Annotated in this window: 17 protein-coding genes and 4 pseudogenes; 11 read left to right on the forward strand and 10 right to left on the reverse strand. The window is 37.0% G+C overall.

The features are described 5' to 3' along the window. Positions 1–41: 41 nt before the first annotated feature. Together AUL54_RS00465 and AUL54_RS00470 are read right to left on the reverse strand one after the other, a co-directional pair. A pseudogene (locus AUL54_RS00465) lies at positions 42–662 on the reverse strand (polysaccharide biosynthesis protein); the annotation flags it as partial. Next, a pseudogene (locus AUL54_RS00470) lies at positions 638–2,322 on the reverse strand (recombinase family protein). The pseudogenes AUL54_RS00470 and AUL54_RS00465, both read right to left, overlap by 25 nt. 736 nt (positions 2,323–3,058) lie before the next feature. Between AUL54_RS00470 and AUL54_RS00480 the strand changes: the two are divergent. Together AUL54_RS00480 and AUL54_RS00485 are read left to right on the forward strand one after the other, a co-directional pair. Continuing rightward, positions 3,059–3,661, forward strand: a complete 603-nt coding sequence (locus tag AUL54_RS00480) for a hypothetical protein (protein ID WP_235588390.1) — start codon at positions 3,059–3,061, stop codon at positions 3,659–3,661. 23 nt (positions 3,662–3,684) lie between these two features. Next, on the forward strand, positions 3,685–4,005 hold the full coding sequence (locus tag AUL54_RS00485) for a hypothetical protein (RefSeq protein WP_060962512.1): 321 nt from the start codon (positions 3,685–3,687) through the stop codon (positions 4,003–4,005). A gap of 137 nt (positions 4,006–4,142) precedes the next feature. Here AUL54_RS00485 and AUL54_RS21890 read toward each other — a convergent pair. Continuing rightward, a pseudogene (locus tag AUL54_RS21890) lies at positions 4,143–5,113 on the reverse strand (thermonuclease family protein). A gap of 268 nt (positions 5,114–5,381) precedes the next feature. Between AUL54_RS21890 and AUL54_RS00495 the strand changes: the two are divergent. The 4 genes from AUL54_RS00495 to AUL54_RS00510 are packed head-to-tail and all read left to right on the forward strand — an operon-like array spanning position 5,382 to position 8,777. Continuing rightward, on the forward strand, positions 5,382–5,816 hold the full coding sequence (locus AUL54_RS00495; RefSeq protein WP_101605609.1) for an SMI1/KNR4 family protein: 435 nt from the start codon (positions 5,382–5,384) through the stop codon (positions 5,814–5,816). Between the two features lie 36 nt (positions 5,817–5,852). Continuing rightward, complete coding sequence (locus AUL54_RS00500) at positions 5,853–7,652, forward strand: T7SS effector LXG polymorphic toxin (RefSeq protein ID WP_060962514.1); 1,800 nt, start codon at positions 5,853–5,855, stop codon at positions 7,650–7,652. Between the two features lie 14 nt (positions 7,653–7,666). After that, on the forward strand, positions 7,667–8,125 hold the full coding sequence (locus AUL54_RS00505; RefSeq protein ID WP_060962515.1) for an SMI1/KNR4 family protein: 459 nt from the start codon (positions 7,667–7,669) through the stop codon (positions 8,123–8,125). Positions 8,126–8,180: 55 nt separating this feature from the next. Continuing rightward, on the forward strand, positions 8,181–8,777 hold the full coding sequence (locus tag AUL54_RS00510) for an SMI1/KNR4 family protein (protein ID WP_060962516.1): 597 nt from the start codon (positions 8,181–8,183) through the stop codon (positions 8,775–8,777). Between the two features lie 257 nt (positions 8,778–9,034). On the opposite strand, the gene AUL54_RS20315 is transcribed toward AUL54_RS00510, so the two are convergent. After that, positions 9,035–9,124, reverse strand: a complete 90-nt coding sequence (locus AUL54_RS20315) for a putative holin-like toxin (RefSeq protein ID WP_076982784.1) — start codon at positions 9,122–9,124, stop codon at positions 9,035–9,037. 282 nt (positions 9,125–9,406) lie between these two features. On the opposite strand from AUL54_RS20315, the gene AUL54_RS20320 reads away from it, so the two are divergent. Together AUL54_RS20320 and AUL54_RS00520 are read left to right on the forward strand one after the other, a co-directional pair. Next, on the forward strand, positions 9,407–9,814 hold the full coding sequence (locus AUL54_RS20320; RefSeq protein ID WP_082761584.1) for a DUF4879 domain-containing protein: 408 nt from the start codon (positions 9,407–9,409) through the stop codon (positions 9,812–9,814). Between the two features lie 5 nt (positions 9,815–9,819). Then, positions 9,820–10,179, forward strand: a complete 360-nt coding sequence (locus AUL54_RS00520; RefSeq protein WP_045926142.1) for a hypothetical protein — start codon at positions 9,820–9,822, stop codon at positions 10,177–10,179. Between the two features lie 60 nt (positions 10,180–10,239). Here AUL54_RS00520 and AUL54_RS00525 read toward each other — a convergent pair whose 3' ends face one another. The 3 genes from AUL54_RS00525 to AUL54_RS00535 all read right to left on the reverse strand — a co-directional run bounded on the left by AUL54_RS00525 (position 10,240) and on the right by AUL54_RS00535 (position 12,564). After that, a complete protein-coding gene (locus AUL54_RS00525) occupies positions 10,240–11,259 on the reverse strand; it encodes a hypothetical protein (RefSeq protein WP_060962518.1) in 1,020 nt (339 codons plus the stop codon). A gap of 70 nt (positions 11,260–11,329) precedes the next feature. Continuing rightward, a complete protein-coding gene (phrK, locus tag AUL54_RS00530; RefSeq protein ID WP_016936664.1) occupies positions 11,330–11,452 on the reverse strand; it encodes a phosphatase RapK inhibitor PhrK in 123 nt (40 codons plus the stop codon). Next, positions 11,449–12,564: a Rap family tetratricopeptide repeat protein gene (locus tag AUL54_RS00535; protein ID WP_060962519.1), complete on the reverse strand. Its 1,116-nt coding sequence runs from the start codon at positions 12,562–12,564 to the stop codon at positions 11,449–11,451. Before AUL54_RS00535 ends, phrK begins: the two co-directional genes overlap by 4 nt. 330 nt (positions 12,565–12,894) lie before the next feature. On the opposite strand from AUL54_RS00535, the pseudogene AUL54_RS21600 reads away from it, so the two are divergent. Continuing rightward, a pseudogene (locus AUL54_RS21600) lies at positions 12,895–13,375 on the forward strand (hypothetical protein). A gap of 218 nt (positions 13,376–13,593) precedes the next feature. On the opposite strand, the gene AUL54_RS00540 reads toward AUL54_RS21600, so the two are convergent. Together AUL54_RS00540 and AUL54_RS00550 are read right to left on the reverse strand one after the other, a co-directional pair. Beyond that, complete coding sequence (locus tag AUL54_RS00540; RefSeq protein WP_060962520.1) at positions 13,594–13,968, reverse strand: YoqO family protein; 375 nt, start codon at positions 13,966–13,968, stop codon at positions 13,594–13,596. A gap of 802 nt (positions 13,969–14,770) precedes the next feature. Next, complete coding sequence (locus AUL54_RS00550; RefSeq protein WP_060962522.1) at positions 14,771–15,151, reverse strand: MerR family transcriptional regulator; 381 nt, start codon at positions 15,149–15,151, stop codon at positions 14,771–14,773. Positions 15,152–15,247: 96 nt separating this feature from the next. Here AUL54_RS00550 and AUL54_RS00555 point away from each other — a divergent pair, with 96 nt between their 5' ends. Then, positions 15,248–16,084, forward strand: coding sequence for an SDR family oxidoreductase (locus AUL54_RS00555; protein WP_060962523.1), 837 nt, complete (start codon positions 15,248–15,250; stop codon positions 16,082–16,084). Between the two features lie 138 nt (positions 16,085–16,222). On the opposite strand, the gene AUL54_RS00560 is transcribed toward AUL54_RS00555, so the two are convergent. Next, a complete protein-coding gene (locus AUL54_RS00560) occupies positions 16,223–16,831 on the reverse strand; it encodes a TetR/AcrR family transcriptional regulator (protein WP_060962524.1) in 609 nt (202 codons plus the stop codon). A gap of 114 nt (positions 16,832–16,945) precedes the next feature. Here AUL54_RS00560 and AUL54_RS00565 point away from each other — a divergent pair, with 114 nt between their 5' ends. After that, positions 16,946–17,518: a cysteine hydrolase family protein gene (locus tag AUL54_RS00565; protein ID WP_060962525.1), complete on the forward strand. Its 573-nt coding sequence runs from the start codon at positions 16,946–16,948 to the stop codon at positions 17,516–17,518. Positions 17,519–17,603 lie beyond the last annotated feature (85 nt).

A 17,603-nucleotide genomic window follows, 5' to 3' on the forward strand; every position in this document is an offset into this window, starting at 1 on the left:
AGCTCAGCAATGAGGCCTGCCGATTTAGACAGGCCTTTTTTCTATGCTTTTTTTTCTTCATGTAATCGTTCAATAATCTTTACGACTGTGTCTGTTGTGATGAGCGGCGCTTGATCGGATTGATATCTGGGGAGATTGACCTTCCGGAATTCAGGGTGTTTGGCGGGGTCCGGCAATACCGCGTAAAGATTGCCCCATTCATATAAAGATTCCGTTTCATGAGGAGAGGTCAGTTCTTCGTGAAGTTTCTCCCCGGGGCGTTTTCCTACTTCAACAGCGGCGGGGCGAGGCAGTCCGTGCCGGGTCGCATATTCCTCAAACCCGTGAAGCAGTTCTTCAAGCCTCAGGGACTCCATTTTAAAAATAAACGTTTCTCCGCCCTTTGTAATCGCTGCAGATTGCAGGGTAAGCATTGCTGCGTCATCAATCGACATAAAAAACCTCGTCATATTTTTATCTGTAATGGTGAGCGGGCCGCCATCCATCATCTGTTCAAATAATATAGGAATAACAGAACCGCGTGAACCGAGGACATTGCCGAAGCGGACCGAACAAAACACTGTACCGCGGTTTTGAACATGATGATTTGCCTGATGAAACAGCTTCTCGGACAACAGCTTCGTAGCTCCCATTGTGTTCACCGGAGAAACGGCTTTATCGGTTTTTTAAGATATTTACTGCATGTTGAGGGACTATCAGTGACGGTGAGATCGAAAATGAAAAATTAAACCTTAGGATAGGGGTGATTTCAAACTGAGCTGGAATTGGCCCTTTTCTTTTTTGTGTCATATTCACGATAACATCTTTAAAGACCATTCTTAATAGCGCGTTCTTTTTCTCTGTGCTTGATTCAATGTGATATTGATCAATTATCTTATTTATGTTGTTTCTGACTGTATTACTGTCTATTTCTATTTGCGCTTCCTGAGTTCCATTGACCTCATTCTTGGCAATTTGGAGTTCTTCAAATTCTTCATCTAAAACAGCTTTTCTTTTCAAAAAAAGTTCATCAGTGTAAATGCCGCTTTCATATTTCTCGAAGATAAAATTCTCTTTGTTTTTTAATTCTTGTTCTTTTTGTGAAAGATATTCACATATTTGCTTCTTTGTTTTCACATTATTATTTCCGTCTTCGTATTTAGAAATCATTGAAATGATATGTTTTGTTAAAGTCTTATTATCTAAGTTGTTTAAAGAAGAGAGGTAATCCAAAATGGCATTTTCAACATCGTTATATCTCACATAAGTGCATTTATTCTTTTTGCAAGAAAGTGATTTAACGTGATACACACTTTTGGTGCCGTTTTTGTTTTCTCGCGTTCGCTTAGTTTCATATTTAGATAATGGTTCACCGCACTTGGAACAAGTGCATACGCCTGCCAATTCACTTAATTCCAATGTATTTTTATTAGGCAGCAGGGGGACTTTGTTTGCAATTTTCTCTTGTGATTGTTGAAATTGTTCTTGATCTATTATGGGGGCATGTGCATCCGGTACTACAATTTGTTCCTTTTCAGGTCTCATTGTTCGTTTACCGTCTTTTGTTTTTTCTCTAACCTTATATTTAACAGTTCCGATATACGCTTCGTTTTGCAGAATTGCTTTAATTGTGTATTGATTCCAGCGCTTTTTTCCTGATGGAGTAGGTATTTGTAATTTTGTTAAGTGAGAAGCAATCGCTGTATAACTATAATCTTTTCCATTCAACCCATTTAAAAAGATGTTAAAGATGAATTGAACGACTTTTGCTTCTTCCTCAACGGGGACTAGTTTGGATGTTTTTTTGTTTAACCTGTATCCAAAAGGCGCTAGTCCGGAAATCCACTTCCCTTGTGCTGCATATGTGTATTTAGCCCCTGTCATACGCTCTCTGGTCATTTCAAATTCTTCTCTGGCCATAAATAATTCAAAACGAATCTGACGCATGTCTGCAGGATTTCGAGGGTCATAAACTTTATAAGGTGTAATGATAATCAATCGCTTGCTTTGAAGAAGGTTAACAATTTGTCCCGCATCACTGTAGCTTCCGCGGCTGAGTCTTGTTAATTCTTTAACAGCAATTGCCTGGTACTTGCCTTCCTCGAGGTCTTTAAGACATTCTTTAAAAACAGGGCGGCCCTCAATGCTTTCTCCTGACCCGATTTCCATTTTTAATTCATAGGGGATTTCAATCGACTTCAGTATTTTATTCATGAGTTCTTTTTGTTCAGTTAGCGTATCTTCGCCTGTTCTTTTTTCTCGCTCCATATCCTGACGAGAGCGTCTAAGATAACCCAAAATATTTGTAATGTTGTAAGAATGAACGATGTTTTTTAACTCCAAAAAATCAGCACCTCCTCTTTATTGTATTTACTGTAAAAACAGAAGTATTCGTACAATATTCTGTCTGACATTGAATACGAAAATAACCTAATAAATTGTAAGGGCTGTATTCTTTGAGATCCATTCTAATCGTATTCATTTTTTAATTAAACGCCGACTGTCATTAACAGGGTTTTTATTTAATCTTCATATGGCAGCGCTTATGAGAGACTATAACTTGAACACTAAATAGAATAAGCAAAGAACTTAAAACGGTGGGGGAAATATCAAAGGAACTTAATATCCCAGACTGGAGTATTCTGAATCTATTTGAGGCAAAAAAAGCGGACAAGCTTTCTTACTCTGAATTGTCAAAGAGGAGGAGAGCAAAGGACTTTGATCTGCTATACGATTTGCATTTCAACAAAAAAATGAGTCTAAAAGAAATTGGCCGGAAATACGATTATTCACCTCCCTATATCCGTCAAGTTTTTAAGGATCAAGGAATCAAACACTTGGCGTTTAAAAATCAGAATAAGAATTAAATATATTAACGGATGCATTAATTCTAAAAACATCTAAGCCTGTTTTTGAGAACAGTCTTTTTTGTGTAGTAAATATATCTTAAATTGTGAATGAATATTTGTTCACCGTAGTGATTTCTGGACGGTTTCAAACGTAGGACTGCCTTACCTTTTTTAAACGAATATAATAATAACAGGAAAAAATATAAATGTTTTATGGTAGGGTGTTCAATGTGTTAAACAATAAAATTAGGGATAAAGGAGAGTTCAAATTGAAAAGTCTATTTGCTAAAATTCTTTTTATGTTGCTTGCAGCGGTTATAGCCATCCCGACTGTTGGAGCTTCGGCCTCAGAAGTGAAAAAAGCGAGTACTTCTAAACAGGACGTGCAATTTACTTATAATCCAACCGAGCTTCAAAAACTTGCTAAAGAATACTCAGTCCCGTCAGTTAAAGAAAAAGGTATTTTAAATGCGGCCGAAGAATTAAAAGGTCTCGAAAATGGTAGTTCGCAAGATCAAATGAGTACTATGGGAGCTAAAAGCGCTGCCGCTAAAGAAGCGATTAAGGTTATTAGAGGACTGGCAAATAATGCTTGGGCAAAAGACATATTAGGCACAATGTTCGGAAAATCTACGGTAAATAAGATAATTAAAAATACAAACAAAATTTGTAAAGTTCTCGAAGATATAACCGGAGCTCCTAAAGAGGTTGCTGCTATGGCAAGAAAACAAATCCCACCAGCAATTAAAGGTGCTGTTGGGGCAGGAGTTGCTGAAACAATTGGCATGGCAGTAGAATATATCATCCTTGCTGCAGATTATCTTGTTCTTTAAATTTTAAAATTAAAGGTGATAACATGACTGGAAATCGTTTTGTAGACTGGTGTAACGAAAATAACCTAAATTCTGAAGATGAAACTTTTCTCGTCCAGTTGTCAGGTGCATTTTGTAATTATGAAAATGATAAAGCAAAAGAAATGAGTAAGCAATTATTCATTAACCGATATGGTGAAGAGCTTGGAATTAGCTCTCTTAAAGGAGAGCATCGATCAGAATATGAAGAGATTATTCGTATTTATGAAAAGCATAATCACAAGCAGGACAAAATTAATATAGATGAACTGCTGCAGGCATTATTTGAGACGGAGATGATGTTATCTTTAAAAGAAAAGTTTTGATAAAATCCTAATTGATGTATCATAGGGGTTTAATCAGCCACTATAGACCACAGAGCTCCCTCACATGCTCTGTGGTTTTTTGTTTAGACAGGGAATATACCCAAATAAAAAAGAAGTCTCAGAGGACTTCAAAATAATTAATTCTTCTCACATGCAAAGTTGTCATTATCCCGATCCATCTTAGATGTATAAGCAGGGTGAGTGCTTGGTACTCCATGCGGATATTTCTTTCTCAGCTCTGTGCAGTTTGCAAAGTGTTCAGTTCCTGCGGCAGAAGGTGAGGCTTGTGTAGAATTAGAAGAGTTGCTTGATGCTGAGCTACTTGAATGTGAACTGTTTGAGCTCGATTTATGTGTCTCTGATTGGTGTGTTGTAACTGACTTTTGAGCCGGCTTAGATACACTTACTGATTTCTTCGGTTTAGTTACGCAACCATTAAATCCTTTATCAGTTGCATAGCCATTCTTACTCCAAATCTTCAAGTCTTTATCTTTCGCAACTTGCTCATCTTTCTTATACGTGTCTAAATACTTCGTGTTTGGCTCATATACATAAGCTACTCGTGCTAATCCTTCTTTAAGCAGTGTTTCTTGAACAGATTTACCGTCTACATAAACGTAAGCCAGCATTCTGCCATACTTGTCTGTACGATCTCCTTTACCAAACTCCAGTTGAAGTTTCCCTTGTTAACCAGCTGTTTGTTTCTTGTTGAAGCATCCTCACCATATGGTTGTACGCAAGAGTTTGGGTTCTTAGTTTTAGGCGTGTCAACAAGTAAATAACGAACAGTTTTGACTTCGCCTTTATAGTTAACTTTAATCGTATCCCCATCAACTGTTCTGTTAAGTGTTACATCGACCAGCTTTTTCTTCTTGTCAGATGCCTTTTTATCCGACGAATCCTTCTTTGAAGCATTTTCGACTTTTTCATTCTTGTCATTAGTACTTTTGTCGTTTGATTGAGTGTCGGTCTTTGTCTCTTTTGCATTCTTTTCTTCTTGCTACGTTGTCTTAGCTTTATCTGAATGTGTAGAAGCAGAGTCAGATCCACATGCGGCTAAAGAAAAGCTTAAAGATAATGCGCAAATACCTAACATCCATTTCTTCATTGTAATTCCCCCAAATTTGTTTGTTCTGTTCTGTCTCTATATATCGGACAAACCTTCCTAATTATAATTATAAAACCAAAGATTGTAAAATTCATTTTGGCATTTTAGGACAATCAAATACAGTTGTGTGGTGAAATTTGGTAGTATAACCTTAGAGGAGGAAATTGAAATGGAAGAAGGAAAGTTAATTCGCATGACTCTTCATGGGATAAAGGAAGCTGTTTCTAAATACGGAACTTTTCCTATGTTCCAACATGGAGGGCATGTCATGGAAGATGCTGCTTTTCAATTCAGAGACCCAGCCAGTCCACTAGAAGTTAGCAGTTTAGAAAAAAAGCTTGGGGTAACTTTACCTAATGATTATAAAGAGTTTCTATTCAATTACAATGGAATGGAAATGTTTAATGGTGTTGAGCTTCTTAGCACAGAAGGGATAATTGAATTTAATGAAGTTCAAGACTTCCCTAAGGGCTATGTCCTAATTGGATACCACTATGATGGCAGGTATGTTGTTGACACAAACAAATCAAATAAGGGATTAGGATATATGATGTATCTAGATTCAATTGATGATATTGAAGATGCGGTATATTTAGACTCTAACTTTGAAGTATGGTTTGACATGTTGGTGTCTTCAAATGGAACAAAATATTGGGAAGTGACCCCGAAAACTCAAGAGTATTATAAATATGTTTCAGAATAGAAAATTCAGATAAGATTAAGTGGAAAGGAGACGAAAATGAAGGTATTTGAAGCAGACTCGTTAATCTCAGCAGCGGAGAAACGAGCAAAAGAATATGATCAGGTTAGAGACCAATTTATCAATCTCAGGAAAGCTTTTCAGGGAATGGCTGATTTAGATGACAGTGAGTTTTCAGGTAAAGGTGCTGATAACATCAAAGCATTCTTCCAAGATCACGCTGGTGTCACAGACAGCTGGCTTGATCTGATCGATATGAAGATTGCGTTTCTAAACAGTATCTCAGGAAAAGTAGCTGATGCAGGATTAGTCGATTCGTTTGTGGAAGAGTCATTTTTAGAACATGAGTTGATTCATGCGAAGAATAAATCAAAAGCCATCATGCAAGAGCAGCGGAATGAAATGAGAGATATTCTTAACGAGATAAGCGATATTGTCCCTATACAGGTTTTCTCAACAGAGGATGTCGATCAAAAGCTGGATTCAGCAGACAAGAAACGGGACAATACCATACACAAGCTCGGAAAGCTCGATCATGATCTAACGAAGGAATATGCAGAAACCGAGGCAAATGAACATTTCATTCAAGCAGATTTTCAACAGCTCCAAAATGCCACGGGAAAAGGGAAAAACGCAACACCACTTCACTATAACGCTAAGGCGTACAGAGAAAGTGACATACATAAGAAAAAAAGCGAGATTACAAGACACTCAGATGCTTATTTGACAATGAAGAAGGAAGAAGCGAAAGAGCGGGAAATCAAGGATTTGAAGAAAAAGCTCGCTGATGGAGTAACTGATCCGGATGAATACTTGGAGATTGCGAAGAAGATCGGGTACGAGAATCTTGAACCGTCCCAGCAACAATATGTCATTCAGCTTGAACAAGCAAAACAGATGGAAGAAGCAGGGGAAGTGACTTGGGATATTTTAAAAGGAGCCGGCGTTGGTTTATATGATGTCGGGAAAGACACGGTAACCGGTTTATGGGATTTCATAACCGATCCGGGAGAAACGCTGTCAGCACTGGGGAATGCAGTGCTTCATCCAGTTGAAACATACGATGCTATTGCAACAGCAATAGAAGAATCGTATCAAAAGGATATGGTGAACGGAGATGCTTACTCCAGATCTAGATGGGTGACATATGCGGTCGGTTCAGTGGCTGTGGCCGTCGTCGGAACCAAAGGCGCAGGAGCCGTTAACAAAGCTGATGCGGCGGGGAAGGTAATAAATAAAGCTAGTCAAGCAGGGAAGAAAATTAAGGACATCAAGATTTCAGATTTGCTTCCGTATAACTCTAAATATAATCTTGCGATGGCAGGGGACGTGCCATACAATGTGGTTGATAGCCAAAACCTTAAAAATGAAATTTTGACCAATGTAAAGAAATTAGATGAAACAAGAAAGCCATTTACAGGTCAGAAAGTTGATGTCCCTTGGTTAAATAAAGAAAAATATGAAGCATACGAAATAGACGGTAAGGTAAAAGTTAAAGGAGAGCCTAGAGATGTAAGCCGTAGAGTATATACAATGAAAGATATCGATCTTAATCAAAAAAATCGTAAAGGCCTTACGAATCTTCAACTGATGAAAAATGGCAATGCTCCGTTTGCTAAAGATGGCACGCAAATAAATTTACATCACTTAATTCAAGAAGAGCCTGGTACTATGCTGGAGATACCTGAAAGCTGGCATAATAAGTACAGTGATGTTTTGCATGGATTAAAAGGGAATGGACAGAGTTTTAGAAATGATCCTGTGCTTGATAAACAATATAAAAGTTTCAGAAGAAGGTATTGGAGATGGAGAGCTCAGCAATTTGAGAATCAAGAATAAGAGGTGAAAGTTTAATGGATTATTCGAAAATAAAAACTTACTTTGATGAAAATAAAGAAAATTCAATTCTCACGGGGGGAGTCACTGGAGACCAAATTAGAGAAATAGAAGAGGATCTCAATGTAACTCTTCCAGACAGCTATAAATGGTTTTTAACTGAGTATGGTTCAGGGGGAGCATATGGAACAATGATACTCGGATATGACTCTCACGGTGCTGAAGTTGTAGAGCAGACCAATGAATATAAAAAATATTATAATCTTTCCGATGGTCTTGTAGTGATCGAATATGTAGATGAATTTTCTTATTGTCTTGACACTAACAAGATGAAAAATGGTGAATGCCCTGTCATTCTTTGGGACAACCAAGAGGGATATGGTAAACAAGTTGGTAGTACATTCCTTGAGTTTTTAATAGAAGAACTGGAAGAAGCGAAAGACGACTGGATCGATGATGAGGACTGGGACGATTAAAACTAAAAAGAAGGTCTATAACTTATTTTTCCATAGCATATGAAGGAGTATTAAAATGAGCTTCACTAAGATCGAACAAAAGTTGAAAGAGTTTACGATTGATTCTGGCACAGATCCTAGCATTAATACAAATGAACAACTCAAAGAGCTTGAAATCAACATAGGCAATCAATTACCTTCAGATTATAAGGACTTTTTGAAGAGATATGGAGGCTGTTATTTAGAAAGTAAAAAAACAACAGATGAAGTTGAGTATGACGTTTGCTATAAACCTATAGAGAAAGATCCTTGGATGGACAAGGAAGATGATACACAATTATTAGAGAACTTCTATGGTTTAGCTAACGATCATAACAGTCTTCAAGAAGCGATCAATACCTATTCTGATCGCTTTCCTAGGAATATTATTCCTATAGCAAGCTCAGCAGGTGGTAATGAAATATGCATGGACATCGATAATGAGAGGGTTTTGTTCTGGGATCATGAATTAAGTCACCCTGATAAAGACTTTTTCCTAATTGCCAACTCTTTTGAAGAGTTTATTCTAAGTTTAGTAGATGAACCAATTGAATCTGATGAACATGGGAGTGATGTGGAAGTTGAGATTTTAGACAATGATTTTGGAAAATTGCTCTTTGGCAAGGACAACTAGGTCTTATTTTTAAAAAAGCTCCTTAAGCAAAAGTATTGTAAATTATTTCAATGGTTTCACTTAATGTGTTATAATCAGAACTGTAAGGTATTTGATCGGTTACAGTGTATTTCTTTAATAAGAAATACATAAAATAAAAAGACCAGGGTGCTACCAACACCTCGGCTCTGTACAAAAAGCTGCCCATCAAAGGGCTTGCTCGCGTTATGTTGTTCATAATAGACCTATCCCTTCAGGATTCCAGTCTCAAGGGAGGTCTATTTTTTATTTATATACGTCAACAGGGCGATTATAAACGACCCGAATGCAAGCATTAACATTAATGCCTGAAATGTTGACATAAGCATCACCCCCTTTCGTAGGGGATGAGCAAGACTCCCTTGAGTGAGCAAACTTAATGAACAGGAAATATTATACACTACTTCCGTTTATATGTCGTTGAAACCTCATACAGTTACCTAAATGAAAAGAACCATGTCAGAATTAGGTTCTTTTTTTTAATTCAAATTAAATATCTTGCTGGAATTACCGATAAATAACATGAGAAATAATACCAAGTAGGTTAAGGAATTGAAAAAAGTGCTTAGTTTAGTAACAATTACACTTCTTGCTGTTACAACGATGTTTCCATTAACACATCGAAAGCAAAAGCAGTTGAAGCAACACCGCTTTACAGTCTCCAGGTTCTTTCCGTCACATCAGACGGCAACAAATTTGCTTGGGAACCCATTACAAGCAGCAAACCAAATGCAACAAATGTTTTGAAAGGTGACAAGCTACATATTAAAGTTCGCTTTATGGGCTATACAAATTCAACCGTCATTAAAGCCAAAGACGGAAGAAATTTGTTATACAAAGGTGAAGCGAACATATACAAATATGACCCTATACTTGGACAAAACAAAGTTGTGATAGGATGGGTCAAATACATTGAAATTCCAATGAACGAACTTCCTTCAAATGAGATTCAAGTTGAAGGTCTTGGGAAAAACATGAAAATCATTTATAGCAACGTTGTAAAATTCGAGAGAGGGTGAATGTTATGGAAGGTCTAAATAACTCTTACAATATCACGAAAGATCCGAAGTTTTTAGCGTTTTGCAGTTTAGCGACAGAAGGTGCAGGAATTAGTTCGAATCAGCAATGTTCAATTGGTTTTACTGAATTCAAAGAAGCGCTGGAGAATGGCAAAGTAGTTGATAATAAAAACCTTAAAAGCAGTTCAGAGTTAAATCACCAGTTTGATTACTGGAAGTCCAGAATAACGGGGGGACGAGCTGTAACTGAAACTGATAATCAAGTGTTGGATATCATCAAACAAGCATACAATCTTGGAATGGTTACGAAAGATAATATGCTTTTGAGAAATCAAGCAATTAACGCATATAAAACATCTATCTAATTTAAAATTAAAGCCCCTTCCTGAATAAGGGGCTTTTGCTTTGTAACTTATTCTTTATGTTTAATCTAAAACCATAAAGTCCTGCACTTTTGTTTCTTCTTCGGGCAAATCAAATTCATTAAGCTTCTTTTTAGTACGGATATCAAAAATCCCCATATAGCCACCAATGCCTTTTTTGTTTTCCTCTTGTGAAATCACATAAAGTTTTTGATCTTTAAATTTTGCATTCATATACGGAAATTTTAAATCGAATTTTTCAAAAGAAAAATCTTTATCGTACTCAAGTAAGCAGGCGTATCCGGATTTATTAATATATGTAACGTAAAATTTACTGCTTTTTTTGTCGTAATACACAGTGTCCGCTTGTTCGAGATCATCAGGATATTTTATGAATTTTGATTTCCATGATCCTTTTTCGATTACAGTTAGTTCATGTTCTGAGCTAGCTACAACATATTTTTCAGAGTGATCAAATACATCTCCATAGGAAGCTAATCCAATCGTTTTAATAATCTCTTCTGTTTTTCTATCAATGACGTACATAAACATTCCTTGAATGACGTAAATATACTTATCATCGCTTTCTCCCATGGTTACTAGGGAGGGCAAAGTCAGGCTATATTTTTTATTGAACTTTTTATCATTTATTTTCAGTTCATTTCCATTGGTGTCGACATTATAGGCTTTTACAGAAATATCCTCTCCTTGATGCCAAAAAGCAAATGGATTGGATAATTTATGTTCTTTAATGGTGTTGTTTTTTAATGTGTAATAATATGGTTCATGTTCAGCTAACAAGACGATATCGTCAGAAGAGGGGGTTTTTTTCTGGATATATGGTATATCCGGTACCTTAAAGTATCGTTTATTGAATTTTTCTCCTTGTGATGTGGATATGAGTACGCTTTTCTTGATGAGTGGATTTGAATAGATAAAAAAGATTTTATCCTCGGTGGGATTAATTTTAGAAGTACTTACAGAGTGTTCACCTTTATTTATAAAGAATGCACTGATCAACAATATAACTATTGCACCAATTAGAACTCCTGAAATCCCATATAAAACATAAGACTTTTTCATATAACGCTCCTTATCTTTTATATAAAATAAAAAGCCCACTCATATGAGTAGGGCTAAGTTAATTAATTTTTTAACCTCCGACTGGCCTTTCAGCTACCTGGATGTTAGATGGTGAATCTGTACTCAATTGCGTTAAAGCTACCCCACTTAAAATTACAGTTAAAATAGATACGCAAAGCACAATTTTTTTCATAAGATTCCCTCCACCTGATTCATTTTCTGTTCAGCCCAAATTTTTTCATTGAAAAAGCTGGTTGCTTCTTCAAAAGCACCTATTGATTCAAACCTTTTTGCAGCTATGTAGGACAATTCATCTACACTTTCAAGGTCATTTTGTTGTTTTAAAAACTCAATATAACGGATGCAATTATTGAAGTTGTTTTTTAATTCACCGCAATAAAGGTTATATAGAATGCTAATTTTGGCTTCGTATATTTTATTCTCCATTAATATGAGTCTTTCCTGTGCTTTATTGTAAAAATTAATGGCTTTCATTTTTTCGTCAATTTTAAATAGTTCCTTAATCATCATGAATAAAGAATTTATATAATAATTTGAATTCTTCCAAGATTCATTTCCAATAGCTTTTTCAAGAGATTTAATACACTTATCAGGTTTGTCCCAATCAGAATACACGATACTAAGGTTGTGATATAACTGAGCTTCCAAATATTCATCCTTTGTTTCTTGTGCAATTTCTATTGCTTCTAAATAATATGCTTCTGACTCCTCAAACCGTTTCATATCGGAATAGTTTGCAGCCGCAATCATTGTTGAAGTTGCCAGTTTGCATTTATAATCAGGGTGTCGCTTATATATTGTAATTGCATTCTTGATATAGTGTTGTGCCACAATACTTTGTTTAACAAGAGTGTATAAGTAGGAGACCTTGGAGTAGAATTCAGCTGCTTCAATTTCATCCGGAATTTCTGCAAGCTTTTTCTCAGCTAATCCATATAAGTTAATTGCTCGATCATAATTTTTGTTGTATGCCTCGTACATTGCTTCGAATAAATAAAAGTTATATTCCAATTTATCATTCGTTCTTTTTATGAAATTTTCATTCTCTTCAGTGAAATAAGTGTGCTTTTGTAATGGCTCTCCGCGTGAAGAATGCAGCAACATTTTGTGTCTTTCTTCTAGTAAACTGTAATATGCAAGAACTTCTTGATCCTCTTCCATGTAATCGAACAGACTCTTTATCTCTGAGTAATATTTTATTGACTCAATTACCTTTTGTTTCTTTATAGCAATGTACCAATCATTCAGTGTAGTAGCAACAACTTCAGAAGCGATCTTGCTCATCCAAACCCCTCTTTCTGAAAATTTCAAAAATCCCTTGAAAATAATCATAACATAGTCATTGAAAAAATTGTAAAAGGATGTAGAGCTTTTGGAGTTTCTAATTTGAAAAAACGAAAAAAATACCCTCCTCGATAGAGAAGGGATGTGATCAGTTTGCTGTTTCTTTCAGAGGAGCAAGCCACTTATCTAATGTTCCAGTGAATCCTTGTTGAACAGCTAATTCATATGCTGATTTCCATCTTTACCGGCAGCGCCAGTAGCTCCAGTAACAATGATGAATATTCAAGGCGGGAGTAAGGGGAAATTACAAAAAAATGTGAGGGAATTTAATTGAAACGATTTATCTTGGTTATCCCCTTACTGGCTGCTGTTATTGCCTCTCCAACTCAAATGAAAGCAAGTCCAATGCCTTGTAGTACACAGTACTCGAACCGGTGAATCAAAACAAAAAACGCCCAGGGTGGCAGTTATACTCGCCATGTGCAGCAAGAACGAATATGAGTATTCTTGCTGTCCACCTTCCTCAACCATCTTCTTATAGAAGCTACGACGGTTATGAAGGATTTGCCGCCAAAACAGGGGAAATCAGTTGGCGATTTAAACTATATCCAACCCCAAAGGAAGAGAAACTCCAGATTTCTGGAGGGGTGATTCCATATCGGCTGAAATGACAAATATTAAAGTACAAGTACGCCTTTCAAATTCTAAGACACAAAAGTTGGGGCCAAGTGTATTAACAAACAATATTCAATCTTGTATTAGAAATGTAGAGCTCTTATCAAAGAGAGCAATGCGACTTTATCTTTTGTAAAGTGGCAAAAAGGTAATGGATCGAGTTTTGGTGAAAAATGAAGAAGAGTTTATTAAGATGGAGTGCAAAACACAGCGGTATAAATGATGAGGAATTAAGAATCGTTCTGAATCAATTCATCATTGACAGAAGAGAGTCTGCAAAAGACGATATTGCGTTTGATTATGTACATAGAAGACGGCATAAAAAGAAATGGTTAGCTAAAAAAAGGCAAAGAGTCAATGCTCTTTACCATCAGGTGTTTTCCTTAAGCGGTCTGCCATATGCTTAATTAAACTAAGCGCAGCAGTCACTAATCCAATAACTAAAACAATTTCAAGTAAAAGGATAAATCCAAAATTTAAACCGCGACTTTCAAAGTAATCACCAGTAAAAAAGAGCAATTGATAAATTCCAAGCATTAGTACAATAAAGGAAGCGCCTATAATAGCCAGAGACTTTTTAGAGAACTCCTTAGTATGTTCAAAATTATAAACCAATAAGAACAAAAATAGACAAGCCATAGCGATCTTTTGAGTCAATGAATCTCTTGCTGAAAACTCGTGCACAAGTAAGGAGATAATTAATCCAGTCATTCCGATTATTTTGTTCATGATTTCACCTGCTTTGGATAAGTATGATCTGGTGTCAGCTTACCAATTAAAGGTGATTTTCTCAAGATGATACATATTAAAGTTAAATTAAAATCGTGATTTTAACTATTTATTAAGAGGAGACAAAATGAACATTAACATTGCAAAGATTCCTACTTATGAACACAGGATTGGTTCTCATCGCAGCCGAGGACACAATTATTGAACCTGGTGAAATCCCAGTGGATACGAAATGCAGATTCGGCCGCTGACTAGGATCACGCTTAACACGGTGGTTGTAGATAATATTGCACAGAAAATTGGTGAGGAAGATACAGTATACCATTTCGTTAATGGTGGTTGGGAAAAAACCGAAAAGGACGAGATTTTCGATTTCAATATTGATGATTATCGTAATGGAAGTATATTTGTTGCACGTATAAAATTCGCAAAGGTGATCGTAGCGCACAAGCATTAATCAAGCCGGTCATTATCAAAAGTCCAATTCGTGAAAAGATCTATAAGAATTTGGCTCTGTTAAAGAATCGTGTTGATTTTTAAATTAACATATAGCTGGGTATTTATAACTTAGTTCAGTTTTGCAAAAATAAAAAACATATGAAAATGCATGCAAATTTGGCATGCATTTTTTGTTATATCAAGTTTTATTGCGTTACTTGGATTGAAACTATATACCAATTTGCAAATCAATTTTCAATACTGAAATTTCCATTGAAGCCTTGCGAATTTATGTGAAAAACGATTTTAAATACATGTACAAGTCAAGCCAATGAACAACTTAGTCAGAATGTCGAAGCTTTAACTAGGAATTGGCCTTTTCTGGGTCATTCATCATTGTGATTCTGTATTCCAACATCATGTTAAGAGTTCCAAGCATCTGTTCCATTTCGTCCTTCTTACGTTCGATTTCTATTATCTTTTGGCGAATCCATTCAATTACTTGTTGATTGGTACGTGTATTTGAATCACGATCTTGCAAAATTTCCTTCACTTCCGTTAGTGAACAACCCACCCCTTGAAACTTCTTTACCAGATTCAGACGTTCAATCGCTTTTTCTGTATAATTACGATAGTTATTTTCCTCTCTCCGTATATGCCGACTGTCTAATAAACCTTCCTTTTCATAAAAACGAATGGTGTGGACTGATAAACCCGTCTTTTCTGATAATTCTCGAATCTTCATAAAAATCTCTCCTCGATTTAATTTGCCTTAGAGTTAACTCTATAGTATAGAATCAACTTGTTTCAAGAAATAGTACAACTCAAGGAGGGCATTTTTATGCGTATTTTTGTGACAGGAGCAACAGGTTACATCGGGTCTGCTGTCGTCCGAGAACTCATCGATGCTGGTCATAAAGTTGTCGGCCTTACACGTTCTGACAATGGTGCCATGGCACTGAAGGAAGCTGGAGCTGAGGTGCACCATGGAACCCTTGACAACCTCGACAGTCTTCGCACCGGAGCCGCATCTGCGGATGGTGTCATTCACCTGGCGTTTAAAAACGACTTCTCGGACTTCTCTGGTTCGCTCGCAACGGATCTACGTGCAATTGAGGCGATTGGGGAGGTGCTCGAAGACTCCAACAAACCGTTCGTGACCACTGCTCATGCAAACGGAACGGCATCGGATAATGCGGTGATCGCACTGACTGAGCGTGGGGTGCGGACATCGATTGTGGAGCTTCCGCCGTCCGTCCACGGCATGGGCGATAAGGGCTTCGTGCCGAGGCTGATCAACATTTCCCGTGAAAAGGGTGTCTCTGCTTACATTGGCGATGGATCCAACCGTTGGTCAGCCGTACATCGGCTTGATGCGGCACGCCTATTCCGTTTGGCCTTGGAATCCGCCCCAGCAGGAACACGGCTTCAAGGGGTCGGAGATGAAGGTATAGCATTCCGAGACATAGCAAGCGTCATCGGTAAGCACCTGAACTTGCCTGTAGTCAGCATTTCACATGAAGAGGCAGATGCACACTTTGGCTTTCTTGGCTTAATTGCCGCTCTTGACTTACCGAAGTCAAGCACACTGGCCCAAAAACTCTTGGGATGGCGGCCTGTGCACCCAACACTTATCTCGGACCTAGAGCAGGGTCACTATTTCAAAAAGAAGGATTAATCTTTAGCCCTTTTCATTACGAAAAGGGCTGTTTTGTTAAAATTGAGGCTTACGAAGGATTATATGCTACATTGAAAAAAACATAAAAAATATAGAGGCGGAGTAAATGACCGAAACTAAGGCGAACACAATTACTACTTAATCAGATATAAACGTTGAGTAGATTTGCTCCAAAATAATTTCAGGAGAATAACCGCGAACTTCTCTTTGAAATAAATAAAAATCACTCCTTAAAGCTTGAAGTAACGTATCCGATCTAAATACATTGTTAACTTTCGGGAATCCGGTTTCGTATATTTCTTCAAAAAGATTGACGAATATTTGGTGTAATTCACTATAAATCGGACCTCTTGATAGGGGATTGCGGCTTTTGCTTGGAGCAGCATCTTCAACACCTTTAAGCAATTGAGCTTTATTTTCTCTGAATTGGATAAACAAACTTAGTACGCCTTTAAATCGTAACCGGGGTGACTCTTCTCTATGCTCCTCTAAATACGCATCTATATCCTCAAATAGTAGAACTACGTTGTCCCTAATTAAATCAAGGCACAATTCTCCCTTATTTTTATAACGTCGATAAAGAGTTCCGGGACCGATTTTTGCTTCTGTTGCGATCTGATTCATGCTAACCTTCTCAACACCATTTTGTTCAAATAATCTAAAAGCAGCATCTAAAATACGTTGGCGATTCTCAGCTGCGTCACGACGTTCAGTATGCTTATGTAATATTTTTTTATCATTAACCATGCAAATATCACTCCAAAAAATGATCATATAATTGACAAACGGAGAATTCTCCGTTTATTATTAAAAGGAGAGCTCTCCACTTATTGTATCCTATTGAAAAGGAGATTACAACATATGTTAAATCAAATTGGTAAAACTGCACTATTAGTAATGGATCTGCAAAATGGAATCGTACCACATTTAGGAGAAAATCTAGAACAAGCTTTAATGCCATTTCAAAAGGCAATAAAAGCCGCCCGTAAACATTCTATTCCAATTATTTTTGTCAGGGTCGGATTTAGTGAGGGTTATCCGGAGGTCAGCACGAAAAACAAGGCTTTTTCAGCTATAAGTAAGTATGGTGCTATGACGGTCAATGATCATGCAACACAAATTTATGAATCCGTTCAACCCGAAGCAAATGAACCTGTTATTACGAAATATAGAGTTAGTGCTTTTAGTGGAAGTAATCTGGAAATGATCTTGCGGGCGCAACAAATTGAGTCACTTGTTCTCAGTGGAATATCTACAAGTGGGGTCGTTTTATCCACTTTAAGAGAAGCAGCGGACAAAGACTTTGAAATTAAAGTGTTAAATGACGCTTGTTTTGATCCAGATCCAGAGGTTCACCGAGTTCTAATGGAAAAGGTATTTCCACGTCAAGCCGATGTGTTAACGGTCCAATCCTGGATTGCTGCATTGAAGTAAACAAAGAGGGTCTGTTTCCGTTATGGTGAAATAGACCCGACTAATTTGCCTTCAGTTTTTCTATGATTTACACAGCCGTTTTTTA

It is taken from the genome of Bacillus sp. SDLI1 (assembly GCF_001553895.1).
In the GTDB taxonomy this organism is placed as follows: Bacteria; Bacillota; Bacilli; order Bacillales; family Bacillaceae; genus Bacillus; species Bacillus siamensis.